The organism is Mycobacterium sp. 852002-51613_SCH5001154, assembly GCF_001667425.1.
Classification (GTDB): domain Bacteria; phylum Actinomycetota; class Actinomycetes; order Mycobacteriales; family Mycobacteriaceae; genus Mycobacterium.
Map to the genome: position 1 here is coordinate 1 of NZ_LZII01000083.1, position 17,688 is coordinate 17,688.

At 67.6% G+C, this 17,688-nt stretch carries 22 protein-coding genes; 16 read left to right on the top strand and 6 right to left on the bottom strand.

What is annotated here, in order from left to right; genetic code table 11:
* From A5750_RS21805 to A5750_RS21850, 10 genes are all read left to right on the top strand, one after another.
* Positions 1-578: MCE family protein (locus A5750_RS21805; protein WP_197505499.1), on the top strand; the 578-nt coding region annotated here is incomplete at its 5' end.
* Between the two features lie 23 nt (positions 579-601).
* On the top strand, positions 602-1,819 hold the full coding sequence (locus A5750_RS21810) for a cation:proton antiporter (protein ID WP_066947729.1): 1,218 nt from the start codon (positions 602-604) through the stop codon (positions 1,817-1,819).
* An 87-nt stretch (positions 1,820-1,906) separates the two neighbouring features.
* The gene (locus A5750_RS21815; RefSeq protein ID WP_066947891.1) at positions 1,907-2,173 is read left to right on the top strand and encodes a hypothetical protein; all 267 of its coding nucleotides are present in this window, start codon (positions 1,907-1,909) and stop codon (positions 2,171-2,173) included.
* Positions 2,174-2,284: 111 nt separating this feature from the next.
* On the top strand, positions 2,285-3,283 hold the full coding sequence (locus A5750_RS21820; protein WP_066947734.1) for a nitroreductase family protein: 999 nt from the start codon (positions 2,285-2,287) through the stop codon (positions 3,281-3,283).
* A gap of 41 nt (positions 3,284-3,324) precedes the next feature.
* A complete protein-coding gene (locus A5750_RS21825) occupies positions 3,325-3,885 on the top strand; it encodes a hypothetical protein (RefSeq protein ID WP_066947737.1) in 561 nt (186 codons plus the stop codon).
* Positions 3,886-3,944: 59 nt separating this feature from the next.
* The gene (locus A5750_RS21830; protein WP_066947741.1) at positions 3,945-5,069 is read left to right on the top strand and encodes a 4Fe-4S dicluster domain-containing protein; all 1,125 of its coding nucleotides are present in this window, start codon (positions 3,945-3,947) and stop codon (positions 5,067-5,069) included.
* Between the two features lie 19 nt (positions 5,070-5,088).
* Positions 5,089-5,904 (top strand): FAD/NAD(P)-binding protein, encoded by an 816-nt coding sequence (locus A5750_RS21835; protein WP_156659230.1) that lies wholly within the window; start codon positions 5,089-5,091, stop codon positions 5,902-5,904.
* Positions 5,904-6,659: an oxidoreductase gene (locus tag A5750_RS21840; protein WP_066947749.1), complete on the top strand. Its 756-nt coding sequence runs from the start codon at positions 5,904-5,906 to the stop codon at positions 6,657-6,659. The genes A5750_RS21835 and A5750_RS21840 overlap by 1 nt, the downstream gene beginning before the upstream one ends.
* The gene (locus tag A5750_RS21845) at positions 6,656-7,948 is read left to right on the top strand and encodes a Ni/Fe hydrogenase subunit alpha (protein WP_066947752.1); all 1,293 of its coding nucleotides are present in this window, start codon (positions 6,656-6,658) and stop codon (positions 7,946-7,948) included. The genes A5750_RS21840 and A5750_RS21845 overlap by 4 nt, the downstream gene beginning before the upstream one ends.
* The gene (locus A5750_RS21850; RefSeq protein WP_066947756.1) at positions 7,945-8,445 is read left to right on the top strand and encodes a hydrogenase maturation protease; all 501 of its coding nucleotides are present in this window, start codon (positions 7,945-7,947) and stop codon (positions 8,443-8,445) included. Before A5750_RS21845 ends, A5750_RS21850 begins: the two co-directional genes overlap by 4 nt.
* Here A5750_RS21850 and A5750_RS21855 read toward each other — a convergent pair.
* The 3 genes from A5750_RS21855 to A5750_RS25985 are packed head-to-tail and all read right to left on the bottom strand — an operon-like array spanning position 8,396 to position 10,388.
* Positions 8,396-8,800, bottom strand: coding sequence for a DUF302 domain-containing protein (locus A5750_RS21855; protein ID WP_066947760.1), 405 nt, complete (start codon positions 8,798-8,800; stop codon positions 8,396-8,398). The two genes, A5750_RS21850 and A5750_RS21855, sit on opposite strands and share 50 nt — an antisense overlap.
* Positions 8,801-8,814: 14 nt before the next feature.
* Positions 8,815-10,209 carry a trypsin-like peptidase domain-containing protein gene (locus A5750_RS21860; protein ID WP_231989275.1) on the bottom strand — a complete coding sequence of 465 codons (1,395 nt, stop codon included), beginning with the start codon at positions 10,207-10,209 and terminating at the stop codon, positions 8,815-8,817.
* Entirely contained in the window at positions 10,206-10,388 is a 183-nt protein-coding gene (locus tag A5750_RS25985) for a hypothetical protein (RefSeq protein ID WP_156664383.1), read from the bottom strand. The genes A5750_RS21860 and A5750_RS25985 overlap by 4 nt, the downstream gene beginning before the upstream one ends.
* A gap of 213 nt (positions 10,389-10,601) precedes the next feature.
* On the opposite strand from A5750_RS25985, the gene A5750_RS21870 reads away from it, so the two are divergent.
* The 6 genes from A5750_RS21870 (at position 10,602) to A5750_RS21895 (ending at position 15,852) form a co-directional block, all read left to right on the top strand.
* The gene (locus tag A5750_RS21870; RefSeq protein ID WP_066947770.1) at positions 10,602-11,087 is read left to right on the top strand and encodes a flavodoxin family protein; all 486 of its coding nucleotides are present in this window, start codon (positions 10,602-10,604) and stop codon (positions 11,085-11,087) included.
* Positions 11,088-11,115: 28 nt separating this feature from the next.
* Entirely contained in the window at positions 11,116-11,943 is an 828-nt protein-coding gene (locus A5750_RS21875) for a slipin family protein (RefSeq protein ID WP_066947896.1), read from the top strand.
* 59 nt (positions 11,944-12,002) lie between these two features.
* Positions 12,003-12,806, top strand: coding sequence for an HPF/RaiA family ribosome-associated protein (locus A5750_RS21880; protein WP_066947773.1), 804 nt, complete (start codon positions 12,003-12,005; stop codon positions 12,804-12,806).
* A 90-nt stretch (positions 12,807-12,896) separates the two neighbouring features.
* A complete protein-coding gene (locus A5750_RS21885) occupies positions 12,897-13,538 on the top strand; it encodes a hypothetical protein (protein WP_067265644.1) in 642 nt (213 codons plus the stop codon).
* A 108-nt stretch (positions 13,539-13,646) separates the two neighbouring features.
* Positions 13,647-14,438, top strand: a complete 792-nt coding sequence (locus A5750_RS21890) for a universal stress protein (RefSeq protein ID WP_067265647.1) — start codon at positions 13,647-13,649, stop codon at positions 14,436-14,438.
* 7 nt (positions 14,439-14,445) lie between these two features.
* Positions 14,446-15,852, top strand: coding sequence for a bifunctional lysylphosphatidylglycerol flippase/synthetase MprF (locus A5750_RS21895; RefSeq protein ID WP_067265650.1), 1,407 nt, complete (start codon positions 14,446-14,448; stop codon positions 15,850-15,852).
* Between the two features lie 9 nt (positions 15,853-15,861).
* Here the strand turns inward: A5750_RS21895 and A5750_RS21900 are convergent, their stop codons facing one another.
* The 3 genes from A5750_RS21900 to A5750_RS21910 all read right to left on the bottom strand — a co-directional run bounded on the left by A5750_RS21900 (position 15,862) and on the right by A5750_RS21910 (position 17,688).
* Positions 15,862-16,278 (bottom strand): pyridoxamine 5'-phosphate oxidase family protein, encoded by a 417-nt coding sequence (locus A5750_RS21900; protein WP_067265653.1) that lies wholly within the window; start codon positions 16,276-16,278, stop codon positions 15,862-15,864.
* A gap of 135 nt (positions 16,279-16,413) precedes the next feature.
* Positions 16,414-17,394, bottom strand: a complete 981-nt coding sequence (locus tag A5750_RS21905; protein WP_082959169.1) for a nitroreductase family protein — start codon at positions 17,392-17,394, stop codon at positions 16,414-16,416.
* Between the two features lie 42 nt (positions 17,395-17,436).
* On the bottom strand, positions 17,437-17,688 hold the full coding sequence (locus tag A5750_RS21910; RefSeq protein WP_066947791.1) for an acyl carrier protein: 252 nt from the start codon (positions 17,686-17,688) through the stop codon (positions 17,437-17,439).

Genomic DNA, 17,688 nt, shown 5'->3' on the forward strand with positions numbered 1-17,688 from the left:
ACGCGCAGCAGAAGGATCTGGACCAGGCGCTGTTGTCGGCGGCCGGGTTCGGCAACACCGGCGCCGACATCTTCAACCGGGGCGGCCCGTACCTGGCGCGCGGCGCCGCCGACCTGGTGCCCACGGCCCAGCTGCTGGACACCTACAGCCCCGAGATCTATTGCTTGCTGCGCAACGAAAACGATGCGCTGGCCGCCACGGGCGCGGCCGAGGGCGGTTTCAACGGCTACTCGTTGAATATGAACACCGAGGCGCTGTCCGGGTTGGGGCTGCTGGCCAACCCGGTCTCGGCGGTGGCCACCCTTGCCAGCCTGGTCGGCGGGCTGGCCGGCGTCGTCGGCGGCGCGCCGAACCCGTACAGCTACCCGGAAAACCTGCCGCGGGTGAACGCGCGCGGCGGCCCGGGGGGCGCCCCGGGTTGCTGGCAGCCCATCACCCGACACCTTTGGCCCGCACCCGAATTGGTGATGGACACCGGGAACAGCATCGCCCCCTACAACCACCTCGACACCGGGTCGCCGTACGCGATCGAATACGTCTGGGGCCGCCAGGTCGGGGATAACACGATCAATCCCTAGAACTGCGCCGCGAAGAATGCAGAATGTCCTCGTGCTTGTGCGCAGGGACCGTTGACGTGCCGGGGTTCGGCTTCCACACCCTGGCGCTGCTGACCGCGATCGGATTGGCCGGTCCGCTGCTGGCGGCGCTGCCGCGCCTTCGGATACCGGTGATCATCGGCGAGCTGGTCGCGGGCCTCGTCGTCGGCCGGACCGGTTTGGGCGTCGTCGATGTCACCAACCCGACGTTTCAGCTGCTCGCCAACATCGGTTTCGCGTTGGTCATGTTCGTCGTGGGCACCCATGTCCCGGTCGGCGCCACCGCACTGCGCGCGTCGCTACCGCAGGCGCTGGCGCGGGCGGCGCTGGGTGGCGCCGTCGCGGTGGCGCTCGGGGCCGGATTGGCGGCTGCCTTCGGCACCGGCCACGCGGCGATGTACGCCGTGCTGATGGCCTCGTCGTCGGCGGCGCTGGCGCTGCCGGTGATCGATTCCCTGCGATTACAGGGGCCGCAGGTGATTGCCGTTACGGCGCAGATCGCTATTGCGGATGCCGCCTGTATTGTCTTGCTGCCGTTGGTGATTGACCTCCGGCATGCGCCCACCGCCGCGCTCGGCGCGCTGGCCGTGGCCGCGTGTGCGGGGGTGTTCTACGTGCTGCTGCGCGCCTCCGACGCCAAGGGCTGGCGCCGCCGGATGCACGTTTACTCCGAGAATCGGCGGTTCGCCCTGGAATTGCGCACCAACCTCATCGTGCTGTTCGCCCTCGCGGCCCTCGCCATGAGCACGCACGTGTCCGTCATGCTGGCGGGCTTCGCGGTGGGCCTGGTGGTCGCCATGGTCGGCGAACCGCGACGGTTGGCGCGCCAGCTGTTCGGAATCACCGAGGGGTTTTTCAGCCCGCTGTTCTTCGTCTGGCTGGGCGCTTCCCTACAGGTGCGCGAGCTCGGTGCGCACCCGAAGCTCATCCTGCTCGGCGCGGGACTGGGGCTCGGGGCCGTGCTGGCACACTGCGCCGGCAGGCTGCTCGGCCAGCCGCTCACCCTGGCGGTGCTTTCGGCCGGGCAGCTCGGGGTGCCGGTGGCCGCGGCCGCCATCGGCACCCAGGAACACCTGCTCGTCGCGGGCGAAGCGTCGGCGTTGATGTTCGGCGCCTTGTTGACCATCGCGGCCGCCTCGGTCGCGGGCGCGTTCGCGTCACGGAGCCAGGTGACCAAGGGCCCTTCCGCCGCGGGACCTCCGCATCCTCGAAAGGACGACTGAAGCACCTGCCGCCCGGTTGCGTTCGGCCCTGTGGGCCGGAGCGGTGGAGTGGTCGGATGTATTCCAGGCTCGATCGAGGAGGCCGTGATGAGGCTCACAACAAGACGCCACCACCTGCGAGCCGTGCCGACCCCGATGATGTACCGCGTCACCGATCGTTTGCACGGCGGACGCACCGTCCGGGTGCCCGGTCATGAGATCGCACCCATCGTCACGGCATGGCTGGCGGAGCTTGGCGCCCACAGCCCCCTGGTTGACGAGCTGGCACGGGCGGCGTGCCTCGGCGACTGGTCGGTGGCCTACGCCATCGGCGATCGGCTATCCGTCGACGTGAGCGTCGCGGCGGCCGCGTAGCTATGCGATTGGCCCAAAGTCCCTCGGGCTAGAGCCGTCAGGCTCTCGTCGGGCCGGCACCGATCGGCAATCGTAGGTAAGACGAAGAAATACCGAAGGGAAACGACCGCCATGAACACTCGATTTCCGGATGCCGGCACGGTCCGGACGGTCTTGAGTTTGGCATCTCGGGCGCCTTCGGTGCATAACACCCAACCCTGGCGGTGGCGGGTGGACGCAACGAGCCTGCACCTCTACTCCGACACGAGCCGGCAACTGCCCAACACCGACCCGGATGGCCGTGACCTGATGCTGAGTTGCGGTGCGGCCCTGCATCACTGTGTTGTCGCGCTTGCGGCGGTCGGGTGGCTTTCCAAGGTGACCCGGCTCCCGAACCCCGCCGACCCCAGCCACCTTGCGGCCATCGAGCTTTCGCCACACCGCGCCGACTCCGTCGACATCGCGCTGGCCGCGGCCATACCGCGGCGGCGAACCGACCGGCGCTACTACAGCTCCTGGCCCGTGCCGGTGGGCGATGTTGCGCTGATGGCGGCGCGGGCGGCTCGAAACGGGGTAACGCTGTGCCAGGTCGAAGACCTCGACAATCTGCGGAAGATCGTCGCTCAATCCATCCGCGACCACATGAATCAGGACTATCTCGCCGAGCTCACCGAGTGGAGTGGTCGCTACGCGTCGGTGGCCGGTGTCCCTGCCCGCAACACGCCGGTGCCGGATCTCACGGCGAAGATTCCGGGCCGGGTCTTCGCCGGCCCGGTGCTGCCCATGCCGCCGGACTCGTCGTCGGCCGACGACAACGCCGTCGTTCTCGCACTTGGCACCCGCAACGACGACCGCCTGGCCCAGCTACGCGCCGGCGAGGCGACCAGCGTCGTGCTGCTCACCGCGACGTCGCTCGGGCTGGCCAGTTGCCCGGTCACCGAACCGTTGGAGACGCCCGAAACGCGCGCGGCGGTCCAGTCCGACATCTTCGGCGACAGCAGTCATCCTCAGATGCTGCTCCGGGTCGGCTGGGCGCCCATCAACGCGGACCCGTTGCCGGCGACACCGCGGCGCGAGCTCTCCGACTTCGTCGAGTGGGTGACCGATCACCAGCACCAGGTCGCCCTCTGAACCGGCGAATCCACCGAAACGGTTGCGGCGCAGAGGACACTATGGAGACGTTCACCTGGGAACCCAGCCGCTGGCGGATCGCTCGCGTCTTCGGCCGTAACCCGTTGCTCCGCCGCGCGGACCGCATCGAATCGTTGGTCATGTTGGTCGCGCTTGTCGTATCCATGATCGCCGTCCCCTTCGCCGGTGTGCTCGGCGCGGTGACCTACGGCGCGCGGGATGGGGTGTACACCCGGGAGGCGCACGAGCGGCACCGGGTAATGGCGACGATCGTCGACGCTCTGGTCGAGGATTTGGGTGTCGTTGTCGTGCAGGCGAAGTGGCCAGGGCCGAGCGGGGAGCGCAACGGACCACTGGTGGTCACCGAGCAGGCCAAGGTGGGCGGAACCATCGAGATGTGGGTGGACGGGGACGGCAATCCGGTGGATCCGCCCACCCCCGCCTGGCTCGCCGTGGGCGAGGCGGCCGGCGTGGCGCTGGTGACAGCGCTGGCGGCGACGATGACGATGGCGGCACTCGTGGCGGTCGTCCGGTCCCGGTTGGATCGCGCCCGCGACGCCCTGTGGGAACGCGACATCAAGTTGCTCGCGGAGGCCTCGTAGCCGATGACCCCGTTGCCAAACCCCTATACAGCACAACCGAACCGGCGGATGATGGGCCGATGAGCGGATACGGCGAGAACCACGGTGCCGCATCGTTTGACACCGCCGGACTGCACCGTCTGGTCGAGATCCTGATCGAGCGCGGATACCGTGTCATCGGTCCGACGTTGCGGGACAACGCGATCGTGCTGGATCAGCTGGAGTCCGCCGCCGACCTGCCGCGGGGATGGGGCGTCGACGTGGCGCCCGGGCAGTATCGGGTGCGCAGGCGTGACGATGACGCGGCGTTCGGGCACTCATCGGGGCCCCAGTCCTGGAAGCAGTTCCTGCACCCGCCGCGGCGCCGGCTGTGGTCCGGCACCCGGGACGGGTTCAGCACCGCCGATTCCGACGAGGAGGTTCCGCGGTACGCGTTCCTGGGCGTGCGTGGGTGTGACTTGGCCGCGATCGCGACGCTCGACCGGGTCCTTGGCCGGGGCCAGTTCCCCGACAACTCCTTCGTCCGCCGGCATCGCCAGATCTTCGTGGTCGCGGTGAATTGCACGGAGCCGGGCGGCCTGTGCTTCTGCGCCTCGATGGGCACCGGCCCCGCGGCCGGACCGGGCTACGACTTGGCCCTCACGGAGCGGCCCGACGACGATGGCGTGACCTACGTGGTCGAGGTGGGCACCGACGAGGGTGCCGAAGTCCTTGCCGCAGTTCCCCATCGGGTTGCCGACGATGCGGAGATCGATTCGGCGCACGCCGCGGTGCAGGCCGCTTCGCACCGGATGGGCCGCGCGATGCCGGACACCAACCTGCGCAACCTGCTGATCGAGTCGCGCGAATCGCCGCAGTGGGAGGAGGTCGCCAGCCGCTGCCTGACCTGCGGCAACTGCACGATGGTGTGCCCGACCTGCTACTGCACAAGCACCGAGGACGTCAGCAACCTGACCGGTGAGCACGCCGAGCGCTGGCAGCACTGGGCTTCGTGTTTCGAGTTCGATTTCACCTACGTGCACGGCGGCGGCAGCGTGCGCCAGTCCCCGGAATCGCGGTACCGGCACTGGATCACCCACAAACTGGGCACCTGGCACGACCAGTTCGGCTCCTCCGGCTGTGTCGGCTGCGGGCGCTGCATCGCCTGGTGCCCCACCGGGATCGACATCACCGAAGAGATGAACAAAATGGCCCGCGATGACTGACGGCACACCACCGTCCTCGATGGCGCCCAACCCCTACCGGGTACGCAGCCGCGTCGTGGAAAGCCCCGACTCGGCGACCCTGTGCCTCGAACCGCTCGGCGAAGCCCTGCGCACCCCACAGCCCGGGGAGTTCATGATGCTCTACGCCTTCGGCGTCGGCGAGGCCGCGATCTCCATCAGCGGCGACCCCACGGTCACCGACGGCTCGATCACGCACACCATCCGCGCGGTCGGGGCGGTGAGCCGCGCCCTGCACGACGCGCAGCCGGGCGCAGTCATCGGGGTGCGGGGCCCGTTCGGCACGACCTGGGGGCTCGAGGAAGCCGCCGGGCGAGATCTGGTCATGGTCGCCGGGGGTGTGGGGCTGTGCCCGCTGCGCCCGGCGATACTGGGCGCACTGGCCGCGCGGGCGCGCTACGGCAAGCTGATCCTGATCGCGGGCGCCCGCTCGCGCGAGGACTTCGTGTTCGCCGCCCAGCTCGAGACGTGGTCCGCCGACCCGCAGATCGAACTGCACTTGACCGTCGACGTCCCGGTCCATGGCTGGCGCGGCGAGGTCGGCCTGGTCACCGAGCCGCTGAAGCGGCTCGCGTTGAATCCCGACCGCACCACCGCGTTTCTATGCGGCCCGGAGCCGATGCTGCGGTTCGCCGCGGAGGCGTTGTTGGCCAAAGGTATGGCTGCCAACGATATTCGGGTATCGCTGGAGCGCAACATGCAATGCGGAATCGGAACGTGCGGCCACTGCCAGCTGAGCCAGTTGCTGGTGTGTCGCGACGGGCCTGTCGTCGGTTACGACGTCGCCGCCCCGCTACTGGCAGTCAAGGAGCTGTAATGGGTCCCACTCTGGCCGTGTGGAAGTTCGCTTCCTGCGACGGTTGCCAGCTGACGCTGCTCGACTGCGAGGACGAGTTGCTGACCCTCGCCGACCAGGTGCAGATCGCCACCTTCGCCGAAGCGTCGAGCTCGATGGTCGGCGGACCCTACGACGTGTCTCTTGTCGAGGGCTCCATCACCACCCATCACGACGAGCAACGGATCCGCGAAATCCGCGACCAGTCCAAGGTGCTGGTAACCATCGGCGCGTGCGCGACGGCCGGGGGAGTGCAGGCGCTGCGCAACTTCGCCGACGTCGCCGAGTTCGCATCCGTCGTATATGCCAAGCCGGAATACATTGACACGCTGGCAACCTCGACGCCCGCCTCGGCGCACGTCAAGGTGGATTACCAGGTGCCGGGCTGCCCGATCGATCGGGGCCAGCTGCTCGACACCTTGGCGGCCCTGCTGATCGGGCGCAAACCCCGGCTCCCGGCCAAGACCGTGTGCACCGAGTGCAAGCTGCGTGGGACCACGTGTGTCGTTGTCGCCGACGGCATTCCGTGCCTGGGGCCGGTCACCCACGCCGGGTGTGGTGCGTTGTGCCCCAGCCATCATCGCGGTTGCTACGGCTGTTTCGGCCCGTCCGCGGCGCCGCAAATCGGGACACTGATCCCGTTGCTGCGCCGCGACGGGATGTCCGACGGTGACGTCGACCGGGTGTTCTCGACCTTCAACGTCGTGAACTTCGCTGCCGAGCGGGGCAAGCCGTGAACCCGGCGACCCGGACGCTGTCCGTCGGCACCCTGACCCGGGTGGAAGGCGAAGGGGCGCTGCACGTCACGCTCAAGGACGGTGCGCTGCAAACCGTCGAATTGAACATCTATGAGCCGCCCCGATTTTTTGAAGCATTCCTGCGAGGACGCGCCTACACCGAGCCGCCGGATCTCACCGCGCGGGTGTGCGGAATCTGCCCGGTCGCCTACCAGGTGAGCGCCTGCAACGCGATCGAAAGCGCCTGTGGCGTCGAGGTGGATCCAGAGCTCGTCGCGCTGCGCCGGCTGCTGTACTGCGGCGAGTGGATTCACAGCCACATGCTGCACATCTATCTCTTGCACGCACCCGACTTCCTCGGCTACCCCGATGCGATCGCGCTGGCTCGCGACGAGCGCGAGATCGTCGAACGCGGCCTGCGATTGAAGAAGGCGGGCAATGCGCTGATGGACTTCGTCGGCGGGCGGTCGATCCACCCGATCAACGTGCGCCTGGGTGGGTTCTACTCGGTGCCCAGCCGGTCGCAGTTCGCTCCCGTCGCCGAGCAGTTACGCCGGGCGCTCGACGACGCGGTCGCGACGGTCGAGTGGGTAGCCGGTTTCGACTTCCCCGACCTCGAACTCGACCATGAGATGCTGGCGCTGAGCCAGGTCGGCCAGTATCCGATCGAGAACGGCGTCATCGCGCGCAGCGCCGGGGAGGCGTTCGCGGTCAACGACTTCACCGAGCACGTGCGCGAGTTGCAGGTGCCCCATTCCACCGCCCTGCACGCGACGCTCGACGGCGGCCGCTACATCACCGGCCCCCTGGCGCGCTATAGCCTGAACTCGTCGGCTCTTTCACCGATCGCGGCCCAGGCGGCCGCGGCGGCCGGGCTCTCGCAGGAATGCCGAAATCCGTTTCGCAGCATCATCGTTCGCTCCGTAGAGGTCGTCTACGCGATCGAAGAGGCGCTGCGCATCATCGACGGATACGAGCGGCCGCCACGGCCTTTCGTCGACGTACGGGCCCGGCCGGGAACCGGGCACGGCGTCAGCGAGGCGCCCCGTGGCCTGCTGTATCACAGCTACGACATTGATCATGGCGGGCTGGTCTGTGCGGCGACGATCATCCCGCCCACATCGCAGAACCAGGCCGCCATTGAAGCGGATCTCGCCCGGGTGGTGTCCGACAACCTCACCTTGGACGATGCCGCCCTGACGGCCCTGTGCGAGCGGGTGATTCGTAATTACGACCCATGCATTTCCTGCTCGGCGCACTTCTTGACGCTGACGGTGCAGCGACGATGACCGAGGGTGCCGGCAGGGTTGCCGTGATCGGGCTCGGCAATTGCTACCGGCGCGACGACGGCGTCGGCGTGGCCGCTGCGATGGCAATGGAACGCCTCGCCTGGCCGAACGTCGTTGTGCATACGGGCATTGCGGAACCGTTGGGGGTTCTCGACGCGTGGAGCGGGGCGGAGCTGGCCGTGGTCATCGACGCGGCGGTCGTCACCCCGGCGGCCCCGGGCCGCGTCCATCGCTACCAGCTGGACGAGGTGCCCACCCAAGCCGAGGGGTTGAGCTCGCACAGCATCGATATCGGCCGCACCCATGCGCTGGCTCGAGAGCTCGGGCGGGTACCCGGCGCGGTGGTGGTCTTCGCCGTCGAGGCGGCAGACACCGGCCATGGGGATGGGCTGAGCCCGATGGTCGAACGAGCCGTCCCGGTGGTGGTCGGCATGGTCGCCGCCGAGATCAATCGCTTTCGGTCAGCGAAGCGATCGCGGCACGCAGATTCTCGGTGATCTCGGCGGCGATCGCGATGAGCGCAGGCTCACCGGTCACCTCGACCAGGAGCCCGAGATCCATCGCCTCGACGATCACCGTGCCCGGGTCACCCGGGTCGGCGCGCACCAACACGTTGCACGGCAGCAGCAGGCCGATCTCTCGATCCACACCGATGGCGCGATACGCCACGGCGGGATCGCAGGCGCCCAGGATCAGGTAGTCCTCCATCTCCACACCAAGCTGAACCTGCACCTTCGCCCTGACATCTATTTCGGTCAGCACGCCGAATCCGTGCTGTGCAAGGGCTCCCCGAGTGCGGGCCGCCGCATCGTCGAACCGGGCCGCCACCCTGGTTGATAATCCCGCGCTCACCGATAGGCCATCCGTCAGGAAATCAGTCCGGTTCCCCGTACCGCCGCAGGAAGGTCTATGTGCTTGCCGCAGTTCGGGCAGAACTGCTCGCTCGGGTGGTGCTCGGCCCCGCAATGTGCGCAGAAGTGCGGTTCACCGGCATCCAACTCATGCTTGGGCATCAGACGAAGCGGTTGTACGTCGGGTGCCGTGGGGACGCGACGATGGAGCCTGAGCCCCAGGTAGGTCAGGCCGGCGCCGAGCCCGAGCACCGAAGCGACGCTGATGACGAGGTACCACAACAGATTCCGTCCGCTCAGCGGGGAGGAATCCCCGTACTGCTGGCGCAGGTTGACCGCCGTTGTCTTGAGATCGTCCAGACCGGGGTAGCCGGGCGACATCGCCAGGGTCTGGTCGAACTCGTCGATCGCATCGGTGTAGCGACCCGCATAGAAGTCGGTCAATCCCTTGCGGTAGAACCGGTCCGCGGGTCCAAGCGCCGGCTTCACACCCTTGCCGGCCAATATCGCAGCGATGCCGTCGGCCGGCGTGATGAAGTTGAACGGCTGTGTTTCGTTGACCGGGGCGAAGCTGTTGACGCCGAGCACTTTTCCGTTCAGCCCGACCGTCGGTCCACCGCTCATGCCGTCGGTCATCGCGGCGTCGATCTCGTACTCGGGATTGGATCCCGCGAGGGACTTCTTGCTGACCTTGCCGCTCTTGTAGGTGGGGTCGAGCGAAGGGCCGGTGATGTTTTGGGTGCTCTCGGGGAAGCCCACCGCGAGGACGGGCGTGCCGATAGTGACGTCGGCATCGGTAGCGAGTTCCGACGACGGTAGGTTGCGCTTGGGGATCTTGAGGAGAGCGGCGTCGCCCTTCCCCATCGGCCGGAAATCGGCGACGTTGGCGGCCAACTTATCCACGAGTTTCGTTCCCGTGCCCGACATCAGCGTGATGCCCACGTGGGGGCCTTGGCCGGGTGTGTCGCCTTCCACCCTCGCGTTCTTTTGCAGCCAGTCCAACGTGACCGCCGGATCGCTCGACTCGGGCGCATCCGGATACTCGTTCTGGTATTGGAGGGCGGCCCGTTTGAGGATCAGAAGTGTGGCGCTCGCCGGGTCGACGCAGTGGCCCGCCGTCGCCACCCAACCGTCGGGGTTGACGACGAAGGCCGTGCAGTGCCAGGTGGCCAGGAACGGCATGCTGGTGCCTCGCCCGAATTGGGACATCACCTCACCGTTGGGGAGCCGGACCAGCCCGTAGCCTTCACCGGCGAGATACATGATGGACGGCCGGATCAGAGCCGCTGCCCGCTCCTCGGGCTTGGCTTGTGGACGCCCGCTGTCGGCAGCCGCCATGCCCGCCGGCCCCGCCAACAGCATGAGGGCGGCGGCCGGCAACGCCAGCGCTCTCGCCGCTATTCGAGTCACGGCCGGGGCCGCCGCAGCTGGGCTTCGGCCCAATGGGACGGGCGGGTCATCGATGACGGATGACGGCGCATCGCCTCGACGCGCTCGGCCGCCTGTCGTTGCGCTGAAATCCAGGCCGGATGCGACTCGAGGACGATGATCTTCGCACCGGCATCCGTTGCGGGAACTGTCACAGTCACAACCCCTATTCGACCGGTTCGCCGGGCACGTGGATAGGGACCGAAGTCCCGACCGTGAAGGACCTCGGTTCGTCTGCCGATTTCGGCTTTCAGCAGGGACGATTCACAGAAGTGACCAAGGCCCTCACGGCGCTGTGCCTTTGCGCCCTTACCGAGGCCGCCATTCCCGCGGAGCATGGAACCGTCTGAGCCACATTCGCAAAGGAGTTGGCCATGAGGTCGCTTATCGTGTGCGCTTCGAGGTCGCATGGCAACACCCGCCTGGTGGCCGATCGGATGGCCGCGGTGCTGGGTGCCGAGGTCGTCACACCGGAGTCGGTCGACCCGGGCACCGTTCACGACTACGACCTCGTCGGGTTCGGTTCCGGCATCTACTACATGATGATGGACGCGAGGCTGCGCAAATTGATCCGTCAGCTCCCGGCCGCCGACCACCCAACCGCGGCCTTCACGTTTTTCACCAGCGGCGCACGCGAGGTTCCGCTGTTGGGTTACCACAAACCCGTTCGGGAGAAGCTCGAGCAGAAGGGGTTCGAGGTCGTCGGATCGTTCTCGTGCCGGGGGTTCGACACGGTTGGGCCGTTCGGATTCATCGGCGGGATCAACCGGGGGCGGCCCAACGAACACGACCTCGATCGCGCGGCGGCGTTCGCCGCCCGGATTCACAAGCGGGCCGCCGGCTCTCCGGCGGCTTCGTGACGGTGCGAAGCGGATCGAGGTGATCGTGATGGGCCAGATTGCCGCAATTCTGGTGGTCTTGGGCATTGTCGTCGCGGTGTTGCTGGCGGCGTCGATCAGGGTGGTGCAGCAGTACCAACGGGGTGTGCATTTCCGCCTCGGCCGCGTGATCGGCGTTCGCGAACCCGGGTTGCGGATCATCATTCCGATCATCGACCGCCTGTGGCGGATTTCGATGCGGATCGTGACCATGCCCATCCAGTCCCAGGGCATCATCACCCGCGACAACGTGAGTGTCGACATCGCCGCGGTTGCCTATTTCCGGATCGTCGATGCCCGCAAGGCCGTCGTGGTGATCGAAAACGTCCACGCCGCCATCGATCAGATCGCACAGACCACCCTTCGCAATGTCGTCGGGCAACATTCCCTCGACGAGGTGCTCGCCCAAACCGAGAAGATCAACGGCAGCATTCGCCAGATCCTCGACGCCACCACGGTGGACTGGGGCGTGGAGGTCACCTTGGTAGAGCTCAAGGACATTCAGCTCCCCGACAGCATGAAACGCGCGATGGCGCGCGAGGCCGAGGCGGAGCGGGAGAAGCGGGCCAAAATCATTGCGGCCGAGGGGGAAGCCCGTGCCGCGGCTGCCCTCGGCGACGCCTCAGACACCATGATGCGTCACCCGCTGGCCCTGCAGCTGCGCAACCTGCAGACCTTGCTCGAACTGGGGGTGGAGAAGAACACCACCATCGTCTTCCCGGCCCCGCTGATGACCGCGATCGGGGAACTCACCGCCTTCTTGGCGCGTGAGACCGACGCGTCCAAGAGCCCCGGGGAATCCGAGGAGAAGCTGGCGCGGGCGGCGGCACTGCAATGAAGGATCGGGTGACCTTTGACCCTGTCCCGCAGCCGGTTTCGTGACGTAGCACTTTAACCATGCGCCACAGGACACAACCGCCACAGGACATCGACGTGCAGGTAGCCATCCGGGACGAGCTTCCCGCTGCGGCCGAGTACGCCCGCACCAAGGTCGGTGAGCTCACGCGGTACGCGAGCCGGCCGGTGCGGCACGCCCGTGTGAGACTGAGCAGACATCGCGACCCGGCGGTGCAGCGGCCCGTCGTCGCGCAAGCCAATCTCGACGTCGATGGCCGAGCGGTCCGCGCCCAGGTCCAGGCCGACACGGCGCGGGAAGCGGTCGATCTTCTCGTGGCGCGATTGCGCCGCCGCCTCGAACGCGCCGCCGGGCGCTGGGACGCGCGCCGCGGCGAGCTGCCGCCGGCGGGCCCCCACGAATGGCGGCATGAGTCCGAGCCGGCGCACCGGCCGAACTATTTCCCCCGTCCGGCCGATCAGCGCCGCGTCATCCGGCGCAAGTCGTTCACGATGGCGCCCTGCACCGTCGACGATGCCGCCCGCGAAATGGACCTGCTCGACTACGACTTTCACCTGTTCACGGAGAAGGGCACGGGCACCGCAAGTGTGCTGTATCGCGCCGGGCCGACGGGCTACCGCCTCGCGCTGGCCGCGCCGGCTCTGACCGACCGGGTGAGCCGGCATGCGTTGCCGGTGACGATCAGCCAACAACCGCTGCCGTGCCTCACCGAAGAGGGAGCCGCCGACCGGCTGGCCATGCTCGGCCTGCCGTTCCTGTTCTTCATTCACGCCGCCTATGGCTGCGCCAGCGTGCTTTACCACCGCTACGACGGCCATTACGGTCTGATCACCCCGGCCGGCTAGGACCCTTCAGCGGCGCGCAGAGCATATCGGCGCACCACCAAGGACCAAGGACCCTCGCAGGCATCGGGGCGCTCCGCGCAGACTGGCGCCATGTCCAAGATGTCGAGGCGGATCGCCCAGACCACCGTGTTGTTCACCGCGCTCTACTGCGCGCGCAGGTATTACCGCAACTGGGGTGCAACCAAGGCGGAGTCGCAGATGCGCGTGCCGGGTGACGCCTTGGTCAGCGATCCGGCGGTTCAGACGACCGAGGCGGTCGACATCGATGCAACCGCGTCCGTGGTCTGGTCCCGGCTCCTGCAGATCGGCCGGGACAGGAGAGAAGGCTACGGCTCCGAGGCGGAAAGCGGTGCAGGGCAAGATGCTAGCGAGGGACTGCGGGTGGGGGATTCGGTGCGCCTGGCTCCCGAGGGCTGGATGGGGTTACCCGGCGGGTTGACGTTACGCGTCACGGAGATCGTGCCCGAAAAATACGTGGTCCTCAATGCCATGCGATCCGAGCCGCAGTGGAACGTGGTCTTGTCCCTTCATCTCCAGCCGCACTGGGAGGACCGCGTCCGGCTGCTGGCGCGCGCTCGAATCGCCCTGCGCTACCCGGGGGAAGTGTTCGTGATGGAACTGGCCAGGCCGTTGATAGCGCTCGGGACCCGTGGGCTGATGCTTGCGATCAAGCGGCGGGCGGAGCGGCCCGCCGAGCCAGCGCCGATCCGTTCGTCGGTCGAAACAATCTGACAGCTCCCGCCTTTGCCCGCGTTGCCCATTGGTCCACCGCGGGAAGGCCGAACGACCCTAGTGCCGACCGAGCGGACTGCCTAACTTCGACAGCAGAAAGGTCGGATCATGAAACCAATCCTGGTAGGAATCGACGGTTCGGCGGCGGCGATCACGGCCGCGCTATGGGGTGTCGACGAGGCGATCACCCGCGGCGCGCCACTGCGCCTCATCTCCGTTATCAAGCCGGCGCACGAGTCCGCGGAAGAGTACGAGCGCGACTTCGCACACGCCGAGAAGTCGCTGCATGCAGCACGGTTGGCCGTGGAGGCCACGGGTAAGGCGGCCGCGATCGAAACCGACGTGCCGCGGGGCCCGGCCGGCTCGGTGCTGTTGGAGGCATCCTGGGATGCGGCAATGATCTGCGTCGGTTGTGTTGGCATCGGACGCTACGCGCGCTCCATCGTGGGTTCGACGGCCACGGAGCTCGCCGAGAAGGCGCGTTGCCCGGTCGCGGTCTTGCGGACCGAATCCGACCGGCCGGCGCCCGACATCAACTGGATCGTGGTCCGGATGACGGACGCACCCGGCAACGACGCCGTTGTGAATTTCGCTGCGGCGGAGGCGAAGTTGCGCAGGGCTCCGATGCTGGTCCTCGGCGGCCGGCCCGAGGAACTCACCGAGCACGCCGACGGCGAATTCGAACGCCGGGTAGCGGCATGGCGGCAGCACTATCCCGAGGTGCGGGTCTACCCGATCACTACCAAGCACGGCATCGCCAGCTACCTGAGCGCCAACGACGAGAGGGTTCAGCTCGCCGTGATCGGGGCCGACGAGGCCGGTCAGCTCGCCCAATTGGTCGGGCCCCAAGGGCATCCCCTCTTCCGCCACCCCGAATGCTCCGTGCTCGTCGTGCGCTAGTGGCCCCATGAAGATCACCCCCGGAAGCCGCGCGACCAACGTCGTGCGCGGCGGGGAACGGGTCTTGGTCGGCGCCGACGTCCCCGCGGCACGCCGCGTCAGCGTGCTGATGCTGCTGTGCGTCCTGGTCTGGCTGGTGGTCCTGGTCGCGCGAGCGTACCTCGGCTACGAACGGGTTGCCCCGGGCCGGTTCGGCTGGTCGGTGGCGCTACTGGGCGCGGCCGCTCTGATCGCTCGCGGCATCTTTCTCGGTCGTCCGGTGACCTCGGCACACGCGATGTATGCGGCCGTGGCGGTAGGCGCCGGGCTGGGCGCGCATTTCCTGTCCTGGGCCGTGCTGGGCAACCTTCTGATCGCCGGCAGTGGGCTCGCGCTGATGTCACCCACCACGGCCCGACCGCAGCCGGAGCTGCTGGGCCAGGTGTGGGCGCTGGTCGACGCCACGCGGGGGGATCCACTGGCGCCGTTCGCCATGCATTCCAGCAAGAGCTATCACTTCAACCCCGACGGCACCGCGGCGATCGCCTACCGCGCGCGGCTTGGGTTCGCCGTAGTCAGCGGCGACCCGATTGGCGATGCGGCGCAATTCGACGCTCTGGTAGCCGATTTCGTCCGCATGTGCCGCGGCCGGGGATGGCAGATCATCGTCTTGGCCGCCGGCGCACGCCACCTTCGATTGTGGCGCAGGGACACCGTGGGGCAGCCGATGCTGTCGGTGCCGATCGGCCGCGACGTCGTCGTCGACGTCCGCCACTTCACCCTGCGGGGCCGCCGATTTCGCAACCTGCGCCAGGCGGTGCAGCGCACGCACAACTGCGGTGTCACCACCGAGATCGTCGAGGAACAAAAGCTCAGCGGCGCAACGCTGGCCGAGCTGACCGAGGTGTTATACGCCGCTCACCGCGCGGTGCGCACCGATCGCGGCTTCTGCATGAACCTCGACGGCGCGTTGCAGGGCCGCTTCCCCGGTGTGTGGTTGGCCATCGCGCGGGACGGGCGCGGGCGGGCCGTCGCGTTTCACCGATACCTGACCGCCGGCGGGGGATCGGAAGTCAGCCTCGACGTGCCGTTCCGCCGCCCGGGGGCCCCCAACGGCGTCGACGAGCGGCTCAGCGTCGACATGATCGCCCACGCGGGCGCCACTGGCGGACAGCGTCTTTCGCTGGCGTTCGCCGCGTTCCCGGAAATCTTCGAGGCCGCTGAACCCGGGTCCCTGCAGCGGATAGCGCTGTGGCTGATCCACTTGCTGGACCCGCTGATCCGGCTGGAGTCCCTGTACCGCTACCTCCGCAAGTTCCACGCGCTGTCCGATCGGCGCTACGTGGTGTTGTGCGCCCACCATATTCCGGCTGCGCTGCTGGTCTTGCTGTCGCTGGAATTCGTCCCGCGCCCGCGCCGGATCAGGCCGGGCTAGCCGCGGGGATCATTCCAGCGGCACGCCGAAACGGAACCGGCGGCCCGTGACCGCCTCGGGAATGATCCGCACGAAGTGCGACTTCTCCGTGGCCGTCCAGGGCAGTACCTGAGCGCGCTCGGCTTCCTCGATTTCCTCGTTGCTGCGACAGGAGCGCGCGGTGCCCTTGATGATCACGCTCCAGCCCTCGGCGACGTTGTGATCGTCGACCTCGAACAGCACCCGGTTGTTGATCGCCGTGCTGACCAACTTGGTACCCTCCGCCGTACGAAACAGCACCGTATTGCGCTGCACGACGTAATTGACCGGGAAGATCTCGGGCTGGTTACCAACGCTGGTGACCAGGCGTCCCAACGTCACACCAGCCAGCAGCTCCCAGCATTCGTTCACCGGCAGGATCGAAACCCCATTATCGATCAGCGACATCAGTTGTCCTCTTCGTCGACGGCACTACACGCTCGATGGTATTGGCGATGCCGGCCGGCGGCGCCGGCCGAAAGTCCCGCAGGTGCGGGACCAAAGTTCTTAAACCAGTTGCCCATACGTCGCCCAGCGCGCCGGCTAGCGGACCCGCAGGACATCGCCCAGCGGGCGTCGAGGGGTCGCCGCCGGGAGGTGCCCCAGCGGCGGCGCGATGCCCACGCGAACCAACACTTGCGGCTCGCCCGGCAGGCCGACGAGTTCGCGCACGATGTCACGGCTCTCGTCCAGTTCGATCAGATGGGTGAGCGGGCAGGTCGCCATCCCGGCGACCGTGCACTCGAGCAAGACCGTCGACAGCACCTCACCGCACCGCAGCACGTCCGACCTGGTGTCCTCGGGGGTCGACAGCACCAGGATCTTCGCCCAGTCGACCTTGACCTCGCCGCGCCGGTCCGCGTGGCTCCTGATCGGAAAGCTGCGGGCCACGTCGACCCGCCAGCTCTCCTTGTCGGAGGCCAGCGCCGTTGGCGGCATCCCCTCGGCCAATGCGAACGACGAAGTCCACCAGTCGAGTTCGGCGTGGTAGTAGGAGTCGTCGCGGCGAAGCTCCTCGGTGAGTTGCGACGCCTCCGCCAGGAGCGGTCGCACATCGTCGGGCAGAACGTCGAGGGCGACCTCGGTGTCGTCGAACGTGTCACGCAGTGCGGGTTCGAACAGGTCCCAATACGTGGGTCGGCCCAACGGAAGTCGGTCGGTGCGGCGCTGCAGGATCGCTTCGGCGCGGCGGTGCTCGGCTTCGGTGACGTGCTCTAGCGGACCGAAGGTGACCGAGGCCAGCTGGTCGGTGTCATCGGGGTCGGGAAACCGATCGACTCTCGGTTCCCAGCCCGCAGCGGTCATGGCGACGCAGAGGTGGTTCAGGACGGCGCCACAGGACAGGATCACTTCGCGGCCGGAATGGTCGGTGGCGGCTATCGCCCGCTGCCGGTCGACGAAGAGGCGCAGGACGCCGTCCTCGGCCACCCAGCGCCAGGGCTGGCTGTTGTGCACGGAGGGGGCGCGGCAGGCGAGCAGCACCGCCCGTTCGAGCACGCCGATGTCCGGCCTCGTAACTTTCATGCCAGCCCCCTGTTGAGTGCTCCCCGAAAAATGCCGCGCGGCTCAGACTTTGGAGGCGTTGGTCTCCACGTAGCCGACGACGTCGGCCAGTGTCCGCAACGTCGCGTAGTCCGACTCAGGGATATCGACATGGAATCTCTTGTGGATCCCGCGCAGAAAGCTCAGCCAGTCCATGGAATCCAGGTCGACCTGATCGCGCAGCAGGACGTCGTCGCGAATGTCTTCGGGGTCGACTTCGGGGGCGATGGTGGTCAGCACCGACAGCACGCCGGCGCGGGTGTCTTCATTCGTCAT

Coding starts and splice junctions, on each gene's coding strand:
- A5750_RS21810 (WP_066947729.1), top strand. CDS start 602: ATGTCCTCGTGCTTGTGCGCAGGGACCGTTGACGTGCCGGGGTTCGGC.
- A5750_RS21815 (WP_066947891.1), top strand. CDS start 1,907: ATGAGGCTCACAACAAGACGCCACCACCTGCGAGCCGTGCCGACCCCG.
- A5750_RS21820 (WP_066947734.1), top strand. CDS start 2,285: ATGAACACTCGATTTCCGGATGCCGGCACGGTCCGGACGGTCTTGAGT.
- A5750_RS21825 (WP_066947737.1), top strand. CDS start 3,325: ATGGAGACGTTCACCTGGGAACCCAGCCGCTGGCGGATCGCTCGCGTC.
- A5750_RS21830 (WP_066947741.1), top strand. CDS start 3,945: ATGAGCGGATACGGCGAGAACCACGGTGCCGCATCGTTTGACACCGCC.
- A5750_RS21835 (WP_156659230.1), top strand. CDS start 5,089: ATGGCGCCCAACCCCTACCGGGTACGCAGCCGCGTCGTGGAAAGCCCC.
- A5750_RS21840 (WP_066947749.1), top strand. CDS start 5,904: ATGGGTCCCACTCTGGCCGTGTGGAAGTTCGCTTCCTGCGACGGTTGC.
- A5750_RS21850 (WP_066947756.1), top strand. CDS start 7,945: ATGACCGAGGGTGCCGGCAGGGTTGCCGTGATCGGGCTCGGCAATTGC.
- A5750_RS21870 (WP_066947770.1), top strand. CDS start 10,602: ATGAGGTCGCTTATCGTGTGCGCTTCGAGGTCGCATGGCAACACCCGC.
- A5750_RS21875 (WP_066947896.1), top strand. CDS start 11,116: ATGGGCCAGATTGCCGCAATTCTGGTGGTCTTGGGCATTGTCGTCGCG.
- A5750_RS21880 (WP_066947773.1), top strand. CDS start 12,003: ATGCGCCACAGGACACAACCGCCACAGGACATCGACGTGCAGGTAGCC.
- A5750_RS21885 (WP_067265644.1), top strand. CDS start 12,897: ATGTCCAAGATGTCGAGGCGGATCGCCCAGACCACCGTGTTGTTCACC.
- A5750_RS21890 (WP_067265647.1), top strand. CDS start 13,647: ATGAAACCAATCCTGGTAGGAATCGACGGTTCGGCGGCGGCGATCACG.
- A5750_RS21895 (WP_067265650.1), top strand. CDS start 14,446: ATGAAGATCACCCCCGGAAGCCGCGCGACCAACGTCGTGCGCGGCGGG.
- A5750_RS21900 (WP_067265653.1), bottom strand. CDS start 16,278: ATGTCGCTGATCGATAATGGGGTTTCGATCCTGCCGGTGAACGAATGC.
- A5750_RS21905 (WP_082959169.1), bottom strand. CDS start 17,394: ATGAAAGTTACGAGGCCGGACATCGGCGTGCTCGAACGGGCGGTGCTG.
- A5750_RS21910 (WP_066947791.1), bottom strand. CDS start 17,688: ATGACGAATGAAGACACCCGCGCCGGCGTGCTGTCGGTGCTGACCACC.